This is a genomic window from Micromonospora sp. NPDC049801 (assembly GCF_040656575.1).
In the GTDB taxonomy this organism is placed as follows: domain Bacteria; phylum Actinomycetota; class Actinomycetes; order Mycobacteriales; family Micromonosporaceae; genus Micromonospora.
In genome coordinates, this window is sequence record NZ_JBFAMS010000002.1 from 294,942 (window position 1) to 309,910 (window position 14,969).

Genomic DNA, 14,969 nt, shown 5'->3' on the forward strand with positions numbered 1-14,969 from the left:
CGCGATCCGGCGGTCACCGGCCCGCGTGCACGTCGTGTTCCTCGTCCCCCCGCGCGAGCGGATGTGACATCGCCCGCCAGAGCGGCGCTGAGGGACACGAGATGAACGCGGACCGGATGGACGGCGAGACCGCCGAGCAGCTGCTCGGCGGTCTTCCCGTCGACGAGTCCGCCGGCACGCATCCGGTCGGGCTGCTGCTGACGGCGGCCCGCGCCGCTGCGCGGCCCGGCGAGCTGGCCGGTCTGGGCAGCGCCGTGCGGGGCTTCCGCCAGGCCCAGGCACACCGCCACCGGTCTCCCCCGGCCCAGCGGGACGCGCCCGTGCAGGAGCAGGGCTCGACGGCTGCCGATCTCAGGACCGGAACGGGGACGTCGGGGGCCTGACCGGCTGGGTGGAGCGCTCGCCGGCGTACGCGTCGGTGCGGCCCCAGCGCCCGGGAACGCCGAGCAGGTCGACACGGCCGAACCCCGCGGGCAGAGCGGGCCTGACCAACAGGTCCTCACCGGTGGGTCGCAGACCCAGCAGGGTGCCGAGCAACATCAGCAGGCCTCCCGAGGACCACGACTTCGGGCGTCCGGCCGACGGCAACTGGACCGGATACTTCGTCAAGCTCCGTTCGTAGCCGGCGATCAGCTCGGGTACCGCCCCGCCGAGCGTCTGGGCCAGGTCGAAGATGCCCTTCGCGATCCGGGCCGCGTGCGCGTCGAACCGGTAGTGCCGCAGCCCGGCGGCGATCAGGGCGTTGTCCGACGGCCACACCGCCCCCAGGTGCGACCCCACCGGGTTGTACGGGCGCTGACCGGCGGCGTACGTCCGCACGCCCCAGCCGTTGAAGAGCTGGGGCCCCAGGAGGTGCTCGGCGACCGCCTCGGCCCGATCGTCCGCGACGATCCCGCTCCACAGCAGGTGCCCGATGTTTGACGACAGGGCGTCGACCGGTTCGCCGTACGGGTCCAGCGCCAGCGCGTAGTACTCCCGGTGGGGCAGCCAGAAGTCCCGGTTGAACCGCTCCTTCAGCGCCGTGGCCTCCCGGTCGAGACGGTCGGCGTACTGCGGGTCGCCCCAGAACTCGCGGGCCAGCCGGGCGCCGCGCCGCTTCGCGTCGTACGCGTAACCCTGCAACTCACAGGTGGCGCGGGGGAACTCGGGCAGCCGTCCCTGCGCGTCGATGATCGCGTCCGAGGAGTCCTTCCAGGACTGGTTGACCGCGCCGACACGCTCATTGCGGCGCTGGTAGCGCACGTAGCCGTCGCCGGTCATGTCGCCGTACTCGTCGATCCAGTCCAGCGCCATCCGGGCCGGCTGGCGCAGCTCGCGGACGAGCTGGGCGTCACCGGACCAGCGCTCGTACTCGTCGAGCAGCACCACGAACAACGGGGTGATGTCCGCGGCGGCGTAGTACACCGCGCTCGGTCGCTCACCGAAGACGCTCGACTCGCCGTAACGGAGCTCGGAGACGATCTTGCCGGGCTCCTCCTCGCGTTCGTCGTCGAGGTGCCCGCCCTGCAGCAGGGCCAGCATCCGCAGCGTGGCCGGCGTCAACTCCGGGGTGAAGGCCAGCGTCTCCAGGCAGGTGATGATGCTGTCCCGCCCCAGGAAGGCCATCGACCACGGGAGGCCGGCGACCGGCACGCGCTCGGCGGTCGACAGTGGCCGGTACCGCAGCGCGGCCAGGTCGGCGAGGCTCCCCCGGTACATCTCCTCCAGGCCCCCGCGCTCGGCCACCAACCGCGGCGCACGGTCCAGCCAGGCCGCCAGGTCCTCCCGCATCCCGGTGCGGACGGCCCGCTGGTGCGCATGGAGGCTGGCGCGCATGTCCTGGCCGCCCTCCCCGACGACGGTCAGGACGACGTGCAGGTCGGTCTCCCAGCGCCCGTGCGGGGGGATGCGGATCCGGAACGTCATCCCGCCCTCGTCGACGTCGACCGCGGCGGTGCTGCTGACCGTCGTCTCCCGGACGAACCGCTGCCGCTCGTAGCGCAGGGTGAGCCGTTGGCGCGCGGAGTCGACGTCGACCCGTACATCCCGCCGCCGCAGGTTCCCGATCTCGGTGATGTCGGCGAAGTCGCTGCCCATCTCCATCCGTACGGTCAGCTCGGCGGGCTGCGGCGAGTGGTTCAGCACGGTGATCTTCTCGTGGAAGCAATCGTGGACCGAGCGGTGCCGGATGATCGACAGGTCGGCGTCGACGTAGTGGCTCGCGGCGCCGGGCACCAGGAAGAACCGGGTCTCGAAGTACGTCATGTCGTCCCGGGAGAGGGCGTTGATCCGCTCGCCGTCGACGGTCAGCACCCAGTGCGAGAGGAAGCGCGTGTCGAACGCGAAGAGCCCGACGGGCGCCTGCGGATCCACCTCGACGTCACCCTGGGCGTCGCTGATGGCGAACACGTTGCCGGCGAGGACGTGCACGAGCTCCTGCCTCATGGCCGGCCGTCCGGCCCGCCGGTCGCCGCCCGCCCGGCCGGCGCGCTCCGCCGGGCCAACGCGGCCCGCCCCAGCTCGCGCGGGTGCCGGGCGCCCCTCGGCCCTGGCAGGACACGCCGCAGCACCAGCAGCAGCCGCATGTCGCCCCGCAGCGTCAGCTCGTTGCGCAGCAGCGCCGTGCCCGGGGGCAGGTCACCGTTGACCAACTCGTCGAAGACCGCCCGGGGCGCGCGGACGACCAGGTCGGCGTCGTCGGCCGAGCGGCTGACCCGGATGTGCTGGTCCGCCACGGTCAGGTACCAGTGCTCGGTGTACCCGTCGTCGCGCAGGTCCAGCCGGAGCGTCCCGGCCATCGTCTCGGGCAGGTCGAAAGGCCGGCCCGTCTCCAGGTGCTCCAGGTAGCTCGTCGCCGTCGTGCCCATCACATCCCCTCCCGCATCCCCGCAGAGTCCCTCGCGCCAGGGTGATCGGGAGTCACCCGAATCGGGTGAACCCGCGAGCTCTGCGCCCCCGCGATCTTGCACTTTCGGTGGTGACATATCGGTCGAGAGAACGCGAATCGACAGCAGAAACTGCAAGATCGCGCGGGGACTCGGGGGCGGGGAGGGTTGGGTTTGTTTGGCACGGGGGGTGGTGGGCAGGCAGCGACGCCAGGACGGCGACGGCAAGGGGGGTCGACATGCGGGCGCTGCGGCTGCGGGAGTGGAAGTCGACACCGGAGCTGGTCGAGGTTCCCGAGCCGACGCCAGGTCCAGGTCAGGTGGTGGTACGGATCGGAGGCGCGGGCGCCTGCCACTCGGATCTGCACCTGATGGACGAGTTCGAGCCGGGCGCGATGCCGTGGAATCCGCCGTTCACCCTCGGGCATGAGAACGCGGGCTGGGTACACACACTCGGCGACGGGGTCTCCGGGTTGACGGTGGGGCAGCCCGTGGCGGTGTTCGGCTCGTGGGGGTGCGGCACCTGCGCCCGGTGCCGCCTCGGCATCGACCCGTACTGCGAGAACCCGGCCGGCGCGCCGGTGCCGAGCGGAGGTGGCGGGCTGGGCCTGGACGGCGGGATGGCCGAGTACCAGTTGGTCCCGGACGCGCGGCATCTCGTGCCGCTGCCGAACGGGCTCGACCCGGTGCACGCCGCCCCGCTGACCGACGCGGGTCTCACCCCGTACCACGCCATCCGGCGGTCCTGGCCGAACCTGCCGCCGGGCAGCACCGCCGTCGTGATCGGCGTCGGCGGGCTGGGACACGTCGGCGTGCAGATCCTCAAGGCGACCACGGCCGCGCGGGTGATCGCCGTGGACACCCGCGCCGAGGCGCTCGACCTGGCGCGGCAGTACGGCGCCGACCGCACGGTCACCCCGGGCCCCGAGGCCACCGAGGAGATCCGGCGGGCCACCGGTGGGCGGGGCGCCGACGTGGTGCTGGACTTCGTCGGCAGCGACGCCACCCTGACGCTCGGCGCGGCGGTGGCCCGCACCGTGGGTGATCTCACGATCGTGGGCATCGGTGGGGGCACGCTGGGAGTCTCGTTCTTCTCCGTGCCGTACGAGGTGAGCATCGCGACGACGTACTGGGGGAGCCGGCCCGAACTGGTGGAGGTGCTGGACCTCGGCGCGCGGGGCCTGGTCCGGCCGAAGATCACCACGTTCGCGTTGGAGGACGCGCTTGACGCGTACCGGCAGATGCGCGACGGGACGCTCGAAGGCCGGGCGGTGATCGTGCCGTGAGCCCGGCGGACGCCGGGCGTCAGCCGCGCTCGAGCAGGCCCCGGACGTAGGCGGCCTGGCCGGCATGCTGCGCGTCGTCGTCGGCGATGCTGACCAGCCGCACGCCGAGGCTGACCGGCGGGTCCCACGACTCGTCGACGATGCGGTCCAGGTCCGCCGGGCGCAAGCCGGCGAGAAACGATCGGGTACGCGCCGAGACCGCGCCGTAGTAGTCGACGAGCGCCTGCGCGCTCTCCGGCCGTACCCCTGCGACCTGGGCGGGCGTGTGACCGTAGCCGGTGTCGTGCGGGTCGGCGACGAGCCCGAAGCGCCCCGCCCAGTCGCCACCGGTCCAGATCTGCTCGGCGTCGAGCAGGTCGGCGACGTGGTGGTCCTGGACGCGGGTCAGGTGCCAGACGAGCCAGCCGATCGAGTTGGCCCCCTCGGCGGGCGCCCAGCGCAGCTGCTCCGGCGTGAGGCCGTCGACCGCCGCGCGGACGAGGTCGGGCAGCCGGTCGTACGTCTCGGTCAGCAGGTCACTCACGTCCACGGGTACGCCTCCTGGTGGGTCTTGGATCACCGTACCGCCGGCCACCGACGGCCGAACCTCGGCCGCTACCGTGATCACGTGGTCGCCGCGCTGGAGCTGTATCTGGACCCGGACGCCACGCGGCGGATCCGGGTGCTGTGGGACGCCCTGGAGGCCGAGGGTGTGCAGAGCATGCGCTCGCTGCTCCAGCAGCGCCACCGCCCGCACGTGTCCCTCGCGGTGGCGCCCCGTTTCGACCCGGAGCGGGTGGCCGAGGCGCTGAGCGGAACGGTCGTGGCGGCTCCGCTGCGCCTCGACTTCCAGCACACCGGGCAGTTCGTCGGTCGGGTGCTGTGGCTCGGTCCGACGCCGACGGCGGAACTGCTGGCGCATCACCGGCTGGTGCACGGCCGACTCGCCGCCGCCGGTATCGAACTGGTCGAGCACTACCAGCCGGGGCGCTGGGTGCCGCACTGCACGCTGTCCATGCGGGTGCCGAACACGTTGATGGCCGCCGCGGTGCGCCGCTGTCTGGAGGTGCTGCCGCTGACGGCGACCGTGGTCGGCGCGGCGCTCACCGACCACGCCCGTGGTATCGCCCACCCGCTGCGCTGAGCAGGCCCGACCGCGGGGCAAGTTGTCCGGTTTGGCGGGCCTGAGTCGGGAAACCGAAAACAGGGGGTGCGGACGCGGCCCGACGTGGGATGGTTCGACGTGGATGCCGTACCGGTGGCGACCCGCGTGCGCGGGTCGCCCGGCCGGGCGCGCGGGGCACACCGCGTCGCCCGCGACGGCTTCGACGACGAGAGGCAGGGCCCATGCAGGCTCAGCGCAGGCCACCGCGGAGCGAGCGGAGCCAGACCAAGCACGACCGCACCGGCGGTGGCCTGACCGGTGCCGCCACCCCGCTGACCATCTGGGCCGCCGCCGTGCTGCTCGGTCGCATCGGCGCCGGCGACGACGACCTCGAGGACGAGCGGCACATCCTGCGCGGCATCGAGTGAGCGTCGTTCACAGCCAGCCGCGGCGCTTGAAGACCAGGTAGAGGGTGCCGCAGACCAGCACCATGAGCAGGAGCGCGAACAGGTAGCCGAAGCGCCAGTTCAACTCGGGCATGTGCACGAAGTTCATCCCGTACACCGTGCCGATCAGGGTGGGGGCGAACAGGATCGCGGCCCACGAGGAGACCTTCTTCAACTCCTCGTTCTGCGCGTAGCTGGCGGCCGTGAGGCTGCGCATCTCCTCGTTCTGCTGCTGCGAGACCAGCGTGGCGTTGACGGTGAGGATGTTCTGCAGCAGGTGCCGGAACCCGTCCACCCGCTCCACCACCTGGGTGAGGTGGTCGATGACGTCACGCAGGTAGCGGCGCAGCTCCTCGTCGGTGCCGTAGCTGCCGGCGCCGGCCGCCAGGGAGTCGAGCATGCCCAGCAGTGGGCGGGCGGCCCGCTGGAACTCGATGACCTCCCGGCTGAGCCCGTAGATGCGCCGGCTGGCGTTCGGGTCACCACCGAACACCTGGGTCTCGATCTCGTCGATGTCGTTCTCCAACCCGGCGACCACCGGCGCGTACCCGTCGACGACCTGGTCCAGGATCGCGTACAGCACCGCCTCGGGACCCCGGGCGAGCATCGGCGCGTCGGCCTCCATGCGACGTCGTACCGCGGCCAGGTCGGGCGCCTCTCCGTGCCGGACCGTGACCACGAAACCGGGCCCGATGAACAGGTGCAGCTCGGAGAACTCCACCTCCTCCCGCAGGTCGTCGTAGCGGGCGGCGCGCAGCACCACGAAGAGGGTGTGCCCGTACCGTTCCAGCTTGGGCCGCTGGTGCGCGTTGATCGCGTCCTCAACCGCCAGGTCGTGCAGACGGAACTCGCGCGCCAACGAGGAGATCTGGTCGATGTCGGGGCGGTACAACCCGATCCAGGCCATCGCGTGGTCCTGCGTCTGCAGGCAGGCGTACGTCTCGGCGAGACCGGCCGGTGAGGCGAACCGGTGTCCGCGGATGTAGACCGCGCTGTCCACCAGACGGCCGGTGGACGGGCTCCCCGGCTGTGCGGGCGGGACGGCCCCGACCCGGGCCTCGTGCTCGTCGAGCTGACGGCCGAAGCCGTCGCCCCGGCGGAAGCGGCGGCCACCAACCACGAGCCCGCTCCCCTCCCGGCGCTGCCCGGCCCGGGGTTCGGGACGGGGGCGCTGCTTCCCCGGTGCTTACGACCCGAAACCCGGGGCCCCGGGCCGGTGCACGCGACGGACGGTTTCCGCACACCGCCGGACGGATGGCGACCACACGGCGGATACTCGCGGTGACCATGGGCGGGACGGGGGTGACGCCGGTGGAGGTGAACAGGCGTGCCGGCCGGCGGACCGACCGGGTACGGCGCTGGCTGCTCGCCGACGAGTCGCAGCAGCCGGTGCCGCAGGGCCCCGGCGGTCGCCCACCCGAGCAGCGCCACCACCCGTGGTGGAAGGTGATGTGCCTGACCGGCGTCGACTACTTCTCGACGCTGGGCTACCAGCCGGGGATCGCGGCGCTGGCGGCGGGGGCGCTCTCGCCGGTGGCGACCCTGGTGCTGGTGCTGGTGACGCTGCTGGGCGCGCTGCCCGTCTACCGGCGGGTGGCGGTGGAGAGCCCGCACGGCGAGGGTTCGATCGCGATGCTCGTACGCCTGCTCAGCTACTGGCCGGGCAAGCTGTTCGTGCTGGTGCTGCTGGGCTTCGCGGCCACCGACTTCATCATCACCATCACCCTGTCCGCGGCCGACGCGACCGCCCACCTCGACGAGAACCCGTTCCTGCCCAGCGGCCTCAAGGGTCACGAGGTGGTCATCACGCTGCTGCTGGTGGCGCTGCTCGGCGCGGTGTTCCTCAAGGGGTTCGGCGAGGCCATCGGGATCGCCGTCGTCCTGGTCGCGGTCTACCTGACGCTGAATGCGGTGGTGATCGCCGACGCGCTGTGGCGGGTGGTGAGCCACCCGAGCGCGGTCGGGGACTGGACGAACGCCCTGACCACCGGACACGGGGATCCCCTGCTGGTGGTCGGGCTGTCCCTGCTCGTGTTCCCGAAGCTGGCGCTGGGTCTGTCCGGTTTCGAGACCGGGGTGGCGGTGATGCCGCACATCCGAGGGGACCGCCAAGACTCGGAGGACCGGCCGTTGGGCCGCATCCGGGGCGCGCGGCGGCTGCTCACCACGGCCGCCGCGACGATGAGCGTCTTCCTGATCACCAGCAGCGTGACCACCACCGTGCTGATCCCGCCCGAGGCCTTCCGGCCGGGCGGGGCCGCCAACGGCCGGGCACTGGCCTACCTGGCCCACCAGCATCTCGGCGGGGTGTTCGGCACCGTCTACGACCTCTCCACCATCGCGATCCTCTGGTTCGCGGGGGCGTCCGCGATGGCCGGGCTGCTGAACCTCGTACCCCGGTATCTGCCCCGCTACGGCATGGCGCCGACGTGGGCTCGCGCGGTCCGGCCGCTGGTCCTGGTGTTCACCGGCGTGGCGTTCCTCATCACGATCATTTTCTCCGCCAGCGTCGACGCGCAGGGCGGCGCGTACGCCACCGGGGTTCTGGTGTTGATCACCTCGGCGGCGACGGCCGTGACGCTCGCGGCGCGGCGGCGGCGTCAGCGCGGTCGCGCGGTCGCGTTCGGGGTCATCACGGTGGCGTTCGTCTACACCACCGTGGCGAACGTGGCAGAGCGGCCCGACGGCGTGAAGATCGCCGCCTGCTTCATCGGCGCGATGATCCTGGTGTCGGCGCTGTCGCGGGTGTCGCGGGCGTTCGAGCTGCGGGTCGACCGCGTCCAGCTCGACGAGCTGGCGAGCGCGATGATCGACGAGCGCTCCGGACGTCGCATCCGCCTGGTCGCGCACGAGCCGGAGCGCCGCGACCTCGCGGAGTACCGCGACAAGCTGGCCCAGACCATGGCGGACAACGACTTCCCCGACGACAGCGACGTGATCTTCGTCGAGGTCCGGGTCACCGATCCGTCGGACTTCGAGACGGGGTTGCTGGTACGCGGCAGCGTGGCGCACGACCGTTTCCCGGTGCTCAGCCTGGCCAGCTCCTCGGTGCCCAACGCGCTGGCCGCGCTGCTGTTGGAGATCCGCGACCGCAGCACGCGCCGCCCCCACATCTACTTCGAGTGGACCGAGGGCGGCCCGGCCCGCAACGTGCTGCGTTACCTGGCGTTCGGGCAGGGCGAGATCGTCTCGGTCACCCGGGAGATCCTGCGCCGCCAGGAGCCGGACCGGACGCGCCGGCCCCACGTGCACGCCGGCTGACCGGCTCGCCGAGCGCGGGTCGCGGCCGGTGAGGGTGGTCATATCGGCTGGACGACCGACCGGTGGCTGCTGCTAGCCTCGGCGCAGGTCATGAGTGCCAGCGCGAAGCCCCGGCTCGCTGGCCGGCAACCCTCCTCCGCGGTGGGGTGCCCCGGGTGAAGACCAGGCACCGGCGGGACGTCGGTGCAAGCGTGGCCTGGCACCCAGGTCAGCACCAAGACCCGGGAGACCGCATGCACATCCTCAGCCCCACGCCACCGGCCGTCCGGCGTACGCCGGCCCTGACCCGGCGCCGCCACGTGGACCTGATGCGAATGCGCAGCGCGGCGTGTACCGCCGCCTAAAGCGCTGACCCCTCCCCACCCCGCCCCACCCTTCTTCGCGTCGATCATGAAGTTGTTGCCCGCCTGACCGGCGTGTCGCGGCAATAACTTCATGATCGACGGGATCGACGCATCCCTTTGGAGTTAGTTATGCGTATTTCTTCTCGTTTTGTTGCTGTTGGGGTTTCTTTGTTGACCGTTGGTTTGCTGGGTGCTTGCTCGGGTGGAGGTGACTCTTCGGGGAGTGGCGGCGGGAACCCGTACGGTCTGGCGCAGCCGGGTGTGCTGCGGGCCGGCACGCTGACCGACGCCCCGCCCAACGTGTACCTCAAGGACGGCAAGTTCACCGGCTTCGACAACGACCTGCTGACCGCCGTGGCCGGCAAGCTCGGCCTGAAGGTGGAGTTCGTCGGCACCGACTTCTCCGCGCTGCTCTCCCAGGTCAACAACCACAAGTTCGACGTCGGCAGCTCCTCGATCACCATCACGGAGGCGCGCAAGAAGACCGTCGACTTCGGCAACGGGTACGACTTCGGCTACTTCGGGCTGGACGTGCCGGCCGGCTCGCCGATCAAGGGATTCGACCAGCTCACCGGCGAGCGTGTCGTGGTGGTGCAGGGCACCGTCCAGGACGACTACGCCACCGGCAAGCAGCTCGACCCGGTCCGCGTGCCGGACTACAACGGCGCGATCAACCAGCTCAAGGCGGGCACGGCCGACGCCTGGATCGCACCGGCCGAGATCGGCGAGAAGTCCGCCGCCGACAGCAACGGCAAGATCACCGTGGCGGCCAAGCAGCTCAGCCCGGCGCCGACCGCGTACGCCGTCGCCAAGGGCAGCGACAAGCTGCGCGAGGCGCTGAACAAGGCCCTCGACGAGGTCATCGCCGACGGCACCTGGAGCCGGTTGCAGGCGCAGTACTACCCGGGCCGGCCGATCCCGGCGGACTTCAAGCCGGGCAGCGGCAAGGCGACAGCCCCGTCCGCGTCCGGGTCGGCGCAACCGTCGGCGTCCGCGTCGGCCGCCTCCTGAGCGGCCGGCGGTGACGAGCGAGCAGGGCGGCAGGAGAGGCGAACGATGGATCCGTTGAGCACCCTCTGGGAAACGTTCTTCGACGTCGACGCGATGCGCGAGGCGTTGCCCGAGATGCTGACCGTCGGGCTGCCCAACACGCTGATCCTGGCGGTCTCCGCCGCCCTGCTCGGCACGGTGCTGGGTCTGCTGCTGGCCGTGGCCGGCATCTCCCGCAGTCGGTGGCTACGCTGGCCGGCGCGCGTCTACACGGACGTGTTCCGAGGGCTGCCGGCCGCGGCGACGATCCTGCTGATCGGCGTCGGGTTGGCGCCGCTGGGCATGCGGGTCTGGGGACCGGAACCGTACCCGCTGGGCATCCTCGCGCTGTCGCTGATCGCCGCCGCGTACATCGGGGAGATCTTCCGCTCCGGCATCCAGTCGGTGGAGGCCGCCCAACTGGAGGGCGCCCGGGCGCTCGGCTTCTCCTGGGCCGACGCGATGCGGCTGGTGATCATCCCGCAGGGCATCCGGCGGGTGCTGCCCGCCTGGGTCAACCAGCTCATCGCGCTGATCAAGGACTCCAGTCTGGTGTACTTCCTCGGCCTGGTGGCCAGCCAGCGCGAGCTGTTCCGGATCGGGCAGGACTACGCGGCCACCACCGGGAACGAATCCGCGCTGCTGCTGGCGGGCCTGTTCTACCTGGCGTTGACCGTCCCGCTGACCCACCTCGTCAACTGGATCGACCGGCGGCTGCGCCACGGCCGCCCGGCCACCGCGCCGGACGACGAGGACGACGACACGGCGCTGCCCGCCACGACGCAGGGAGACCGGCGATGACCACGACCTCGGTGAGCGTGCAGGCGCGCGACGTCCACCTGGCCTTCGGGCCGAACCGCGTGCTGCGCGGCGTCGACCTGACCGTGCCCCGCGGCGCGACGGCCTGCGTGATCGGACCGTCCGGTTCGGGCAAGTCCACCCTGCTGCGTACGCTCAACCGCCTCATCGAACCCGACCGCGGCGACGTGCTGCTGGACGGACGCAGCGTGCTGCGGGACGACCCGGACGCGCTACGCCAGCGGGTCGGCATGGTGTTCCAGCAGTTCAACCTCTTTCCGCACCTGAGCGTGCTGCGCAACGTCACGCTGGCGCTGCGCCGACTGCGCAAGCTCGGCCAGGACGAGGCGGTCCAGGTCGCCCGCGCGCAGTTGGAGCTGGTGGGGCTCGCCGGCAAGGCCGACGCCCGGCCCGCGCAGCTCTCCGGCGGTCAGCAGCAGCGGGTGGCGATCGCCCGGGCGCTGGCGCTGCGACCCGAGGTGATGCTCTTCGACGAGGCCACCTCGGCGCTCGACCCGGAGCTGGTCAAGGGGGTCCTCGGGGTGATGGCCGACCTGTCCGCCGCCGGAATGACCATGGTGGTGGTCACCCACGAGATGGGCTTCGCCCGGCAGGTCGCCGACACCGTGGCCTTCATGGACCGGGGCGTGGTGCTGGAGGCCGGCCCGCCGGAGCGGATCTTCGAGGGGGCCGAGCATCCCCGGCTGCGAAGCTTCCTCGCCCAGGTGCTCTGAGGAGACCGCTCAGCCAGCCTGGTGGCGCAGGTGCGCGGCGAACGCCTGCAGGTCGCCGAGCAGTTCCAGGATGGCGTTGCGGTAGGCCACCGACGCCCACAGGTGCAGCTCCTCGTCGTCCAGCCCGCCGAACGCGAGCGACAACGCCTTGCGGCGACGTCGGTCGAGCACCTTGTGCGGGCGCGCGAGCAGGTCACCCTCGCGCCGCAACGCCTGGAGGTAGGCGGCCACCGCCTCCTGGTAGTGCCGCCCGGCGACCCGTTCCAGCAGGGTGAACTCGAAGACGTTCAACGCCGCCTCGGAATCCCAGTACGCGCTGTCGCGCACCGGCGCGCTCGCCACGTGCCGGCCCATGGCGTGCCGGGCCTCGTAGAGCAGCAGCACACCCCGGCCGGTGGTGCTCAGCGGCCGGCGCGGCGTCGGCAGCCGCAGCGTCCGCACCGGCGCGGCGGCGGTCAGGTCCACCGCACCTGCGTACGTCGGCAGGCGCTGCGTCGTCGACGCCGGCTCGGGCAGCAGGCAGGCCAGCTCCTGGTAGGGCACCGGGCCGCCGGAGGGCAGGGCGCGTACGGTCGCCTCGTGCAGCTCGCCGAGCGGCCGGTCGTCCGGGGGACGCCCCGGCGGCAGCGTGAGCACGAGGCCGTTGGCGCCGGGCACGGGCACAGCCAGCACGCAGGAGTTACGCAGGAACGCCCAGGTCGCCGCCGCTTCGCGGATACCACTCGCCACGGCCTGCGCGTCCGCCCGCCAGTCCTGGGCGATCCGTAGCCGCCGCGCCAGGTCGGCGGTGGCCGCGCCGTCGTGCGGATACAGCTCCCGTACGGCCCGGGGCAGCGACCCGGGGCGCAGCGCCAACGGGTCACCGGTGGGCGCGGGCACGGCGTGCCTCGGGCAGTCGGCGTCGGAGTGCGGGTCACCGTCGACCGCGTGGCAGTCGCCCAGCCAGCTCGCCCCGGGTGGTCCTGGCGGACGGGCGAACGCCAGGTGGGGCAACCGTCCGGTACGCAGGACCGTCTCGTACTGCGGCCGGGCGCGACCGGCCCGCAGCCCGTCCAGCGGCAGCACGGGGGCGAGGGTCACCACGGCGGCGAGGACTACGCAGTGCGGGCAAGCGTCGCGGACGCGGTAGCGCCGGAGGTGGTCCACGCCGGGCTGTTCCCACTGGACGCCGACGACGGCACCCTCCTGCGCCATCAGGTAGAGAAACCCGGTGGCGACACGCTCGCGGGTGACCGAGGCCAGCTCGTCGAGGAACTGCCGCTCGGTGACCACCCGCGGCTCGGCCGCGCTCGCCCCGCTGGTCATGGACACCCCCACCCGGACCGAACGCATCGACGATCGCCGAATGGCTTTCACCGTACCCGCCGACGACCTGCCCGAATGCCCCGTACCCGGCCGAGCCCATGTCACCAATCCGTCACGGGATACCGCCGCTGGTCACTCGTTCGGGTTGCGGCCCAGCAGTCGGATCTCCTCGTTGTCCAACGCCGACTGGAGCTCCTGGAGCACCAGGTCGTCGATCTCCCGGTTGTCGCGCAGCCGCGTCAGCTCCCGTCGCTTGTGGGCGAGGACGCCGAGACGCAGCCGGAGCTCCAGCTTGCGCTCCTGAGCGGTCCGACCACCGGTCTCGTTGAGGTCGGCCAGGTGTCGCTGGTACTCGGCGCGCAGCCGGCGTACGGCCTCCTCCTCGGCCCCCACCTTCTCGGCGACTCCGGGCAGGGCGTCCAGGCCGGCCTGGGTGGCACGGCGGCGGGCGTGTCGGGTCTCGTCGACGCGCTCGGGGTCGCCGGACAGGCCCGCCCAGCGCACCACCAGCGGCAGCGTGGTGCCCTGCACCAGCATGATCAGGACGATCACCAGCGCCGTGACGAAGATGATCAGATCCCGCTCGACCACCGGACGACCGGAGACCGTCATCGTCGGCACGGCCAGCGCGGCGGCGAGCGACACGGCGCCCCGGAAACCGGACCAGCCCGCGACCGTGCCGACCCGCCAACTCGGTGTCGTGCGCTCCTGCTCCGCCATCCGAAGACGCCGCAGCCGCACCGACTGCGACGTCAGGTAGACGAAGCCCAACCGAGTGAGCACCACGGCGAGCGTCACCGCGAGCACGATCAGCACGGCCCTCGGGGGCGAGGTGCTGACGATGCCGCGCACGGCGCGGGGAATCTGGGTGCCGAGCAGCACGAACAGGCCGCCGTTGATCAGGAAGGTGGACAGGTCCCAGAACGCGTACGCCAGCACCCGGGAGCGGGCGCGGATGACCCGTGGGCCGGCGTACGCGAGCACCAGACCGGCGACCACGACGGCCAGCACACCACTGGCGTGCACCGCGCTGGCGAGCAGGAAGGCGGCGAACGGCGTCAGGACGCTCAGCGCGCCCTCGCGCAGCGGATCGTCGAGCCGCTTGCGGATCAACACCACGATGACGCCCACCAGCAGACCGGCGACCACCCCGCCGAGGCTGGCCCCGACGAACTCCTCGCCGATGCCCAGCGCCCCCGGTTCCCCGCGCTGGGTGAGCAGGCCCACGGTCACCGCGAAGATCACCAGGGCGGTTCCGTCGTTGATCAGGCTCTCGGCGTGCAGGGTGGTGAGGAGCTTGCGGGGCAGCCGCTTGGCCAGACCGGTGACCGCGGCGGCATCGGTCGGCGCGAGGACCGCGCCGAGCACCCAGGCGGCGGCGGGGTTCACGCCGAACGCCTGGGCGGTCAGGGAGACGGTGATCATGGTGAGGACCACGAGCACGACGGCGAGCAGCCCGATCACCGGCAGGTTGGCCCGGATCTCCCGCAGGCTGATGGTCAGGCTCTCCCGGTAGAGGATCGCCGGCAGGAAGATCAGCAGTACCAGGTCCGGTTCCAGGACCAGGTCGGACAGCGGCGGCGCGAGCCCGAGCAGCACTCCGAACGCGATGAGCAGCACCGGCGGCGCGACCCGGTAGCGGCCGCCGAGGGTGGTGCCGATCAGGACGGTGACGCCCAGCACCACGATCAGCACGAGCCCCTGCACGGCGTACCCCCTAGATCCCCGATTGGCGGCGCAGGCCGGTGGTTCCATCTGACCGCACACCGGTTGCCGGTTCCACCGGAACCGGCAAGTCGCCGGCTGCCGAGCGCGGCA

14 protein-coding genes and 1 riboswitch are annotated in these 14,969 nt (G+C 72.0%); of the genes, 8 read left to right on the forward strand and 6 right to left on the reverse strand.

Going from position 1 to position 14,969, the window contains the following annotated elements; all coding sequences use genetic code 11:
- Positions 1-101: 101 nt before the first annotated feature.
- Positions 102-383, forward strand: a complete 282-nt coding sequence (locus AB0I89_RS04775; protein WP_357120163.1) for a hypothetical protein — start codon at positions 102-104, stop codon at positions 381-383.
- Here AB0I89_RS04775 and AB0I89_RS04780 read toward each other — a convergent pair.
- Together AB0I89_RS04780 and AB0I89_RS04785 are read right to left on the reverse strand one after the other, a co-directional pair.
- Positions 352-2,424 (reverse strand): glycogen debranching N-terminal domain-containing protein, encoded by a 2,073-nt coding sequence (locus AB0I89_RS04780; RefSeq protein WP_357120166.1) that lies wholly within the window; start codon positions 2,422-2,424, stop codon positions 352-354. The genes AB0I89_RS04775 and AB0I89_RS04780 overlap by 32 nt on opposite strands.
- Positions 2,421-2,846, reverse strand: coding sequence for an SCP2 sterol-binding domain-containing protein (locus tag AB0I89_RS04785; protein WP_357120169.1), 426 nt, complete (start codon positions 2,844-2,846; stop codon positions 2,421-2,423). Before AB0I89_RS04785 ends, AB0I89_RS04780 begins: the two co-directional genes overlap by 4 nt.
- A gap of 257 nt (positions 2,847-3,103) precedes the next feature.
- Here AB0I89_RS04785 and AB0I89_RS04790 point away from each other — a divergent pair, with 257 nt between their 5' ends.
- A complete protein-coding gene (locus AB0I89_RS04790) occupies positions 3,104-4,150 on the forward strand; it encodes an NAD(P)-dependent alcohol dehydrogenase (RefSeq protein WP_357120172.1) in 1,047 nt (348 codons plus the stop codon).
- A 19-nt stretch (positions 4,151-4,169) separates the two neighbouring features.
- On the opposite strand, the gene AB0I89_RS04795 is transcribed toward AB0I89_RS04790, so the two are convergent.
- Complete coding sequence (locus tag AB0I89_RS04795) at positions 4,170-4,679, reverse strand: DUF664 domain-containing protein (protein ID WP_357120175.1); 510 nt, start codon at positions 4,677-4,679, stop codon at positions 4,170-4,172.
- A 78-nt stretch (positions 4,680-4,757) separates the two neighbouring features.
- On the opposite strand from AB0I89_RS04795, the gene AB0I89_RS04800 reads away from it, so the two are divergent.
- Both AB0I89_RS04800 and AB0I89_RS04805 read left to right on the forward strand, forming a co-directional pair.
- Positions 4,758-5,273 carry a 2'-5' RNA ligase family protein gene (locus AB0I89_RS04800; protein WP_357120177.1) on the forward strand — a complete coding sequence of 172 codons (516 nt, stop codon included), beginning with the start codon at positions 4,758-4,760 and terminating at the stop codon, positions 5,271-5,273.
- Positions 5,274-5,476: 203 nt separating this feature from the next.
- Positions 5,477-5,662, forward strand: coding sequence for a hypothetical protein (locus AB0I89_RS04805; protein ID WP_357120179.1), 186 nt, complete (start codon positions 5,477-5,479; stop codon positions 5,660-5,662).
- Between the two features lie 7 nt (positions 5,663-5,669).
- On the opposite strand, the gene corA is transcribed toward AB0I89_RS04805, so the two are convergent.
- Positions 5,670-6,800 (reverse strand): magnesium/cobalt transporter CorA, encoded by a 1,131-nt coding sequence (gene corA, locus AB0I89_RS04810; protein WP_357120182.1) that lies wholly within the window; start codon positions 6,798-6,800, stop codon positions 5,670-5,672.
- A 134-nt stretch (positions 6,801-6,934) separates the two neighbouring features.
- On the opposite strand from corA, the gene AB0I89_RS04815 reads away from it, so the two are divergent.
- The 4 genes from AB0I89_RS04815 to AB0I89_RS04830 all read left to right on the forward strand — a co-directional run bounded on the left by AB0I89_RS04815 (position 6,935) and on the right by AB0I89_RS04830 (position 11,846).
- Entirely contained in the window at positions 6,935-8,941 is a 2,007-nt protein-coding gene (locus tag AB0I89_RS04815; RefSeq protein WP_357120185.1) for an amino acid transporter, read from the forward strand.
- Positions 8,942-9,027: 86 nt separating this feature from the next.
- Positions 9,028-9,139, forward strand: a riboswitch (SAM riboswitch).
- A 407-nt stretch (positions 9,140-9,546) separates the two neighbouring features.
- A complete protein-coding gene (locus AB0I89_RS04820) occupies positions 9,547-10,296 on the forward strand; it encodes an ABC transporter substrate-binding protein (RefSeq protein ID WP_357120188.1) in 750 nt (249 codons plus the stop codon).
- A 45-nt stretch (positions 10,297-10,341) separates the two neighbouring features.
- Entirely contained in the window at positions 10,342-11,115 is a 774-nt protein-coding gene (locus AB0I89_RS04825) for an amino acid ABC transporter permease (protein WP_357120191.1), read from the forward strand.
- Entirely contained in the window at positions 11,112-11,846 is a 735-nt protein-coding gene (locus tag AB0I89_RS04830) for an amino acid ABC transporter ATP-binding protein (protein WP_357120194.1), read from the forward strand. The genes AB0I89_RS04825 and AB0I89_RS04830 overlap by 4 nt, the downstream gene beginning before the upstream one ends.
- A 9-nt stretch (positions 11,847-11,855) precedes the next feature.
- On the opposite strand, the gene AB0I89_RS04835 is transcribed toward AB0I89_RS04830, so the two are convergent.
- The gene (locus AB0I89_RS04835; protein WP_357120197.1) at positions 11,856-13,151 is read right to left on the reverse strand and encodes a hypothetical protein; all 1,296 of its coding nucleotides are present in this window, start codon (positions 13,149-13,151) and stop codon (positions 11,856-11,858) included.
- A gap of 132 nt (positions 13,152-13,283) precedes the next feature.
- On the reverse strand, positions 13,284-14,858 hold the full coding sequence (locus AB0I89_RS04840) for a Na+/H+ antiporter (protein ID WP_357120200.1): 1,575 nt from the start codon (positions 14,856-14,858) through the stop codon (positions 13,284-13,286).
- Positions 14,859-14,969 lie beyond the last annotated feature (111 nt).

Bases quoted from the DNA above. Each gene is read 5' to 3' on its own strand.
- AB0I89_RS04835 (WP_357120197.1), bottom strand. From the start codon at position 13,151: ATGACCAGCGGGGCGAGCGCGGCCGAGCCGCGGGTGGTCACCGAGCGG.
- AB0I89_RS04775 (WP_357120163.1), top strand. From the start codon at position 102: ATGAACGCGGACCGGATGGACGGCGAGACCGCCGAGCAGCTGCTCGGC.
- AB0I89_RS04785 (WP_357120169.1), bottom strand. From the start codon at position 2,846: ATGGGCACGACGGCGACGAGCTACCTGGAGCACCTGGAGACGGGCCGG.
- AB0I89_RS04790 (WP_357120172.1), top strand. From the start codon at position 3,104: ATGCGGGCGCTGCGGCTGCGGGAGTGGAAGTCGACACCGGAGCTGGTC.
- AB0I89_RS04825 (WP_357120191.1), top strand. From the start codon at position 10,342: ATGGATCCGTTGAGCACCCTCTGGGAAACGTTCTTCGACGTCGACGCG.
- AB0I89_RS04805 (WP_357120179.1), top strand. From the start codon at position 5,477: ATGCAGGCTCAGCGCAGGCCACCGCGGAGCGAGCGGAGCCAGACCAAG.
- AB0I89_RS04830 (WP_357120194.1), top strand. From the start codon at position 11,112: ATGACCACGACCTCGGTGAGCGTGCAGGCGCGCGACGTCCACCTGGCC.
- AB0I89_RS04815 (WP_357120185.1), top strand. From the start codon at position 6,935: ATGGCGACCACACGGCGGATACTCGCGGTGACCATGGGCGGGACGGGG.
- AB0I89_RS04780 (WP_357120166.1), bottom strand. From the start codon at position 2,424: ATGAGGCAGGAGCTCGTGCACGTCCTCGCCGGCAACGTGTTCGCCATC.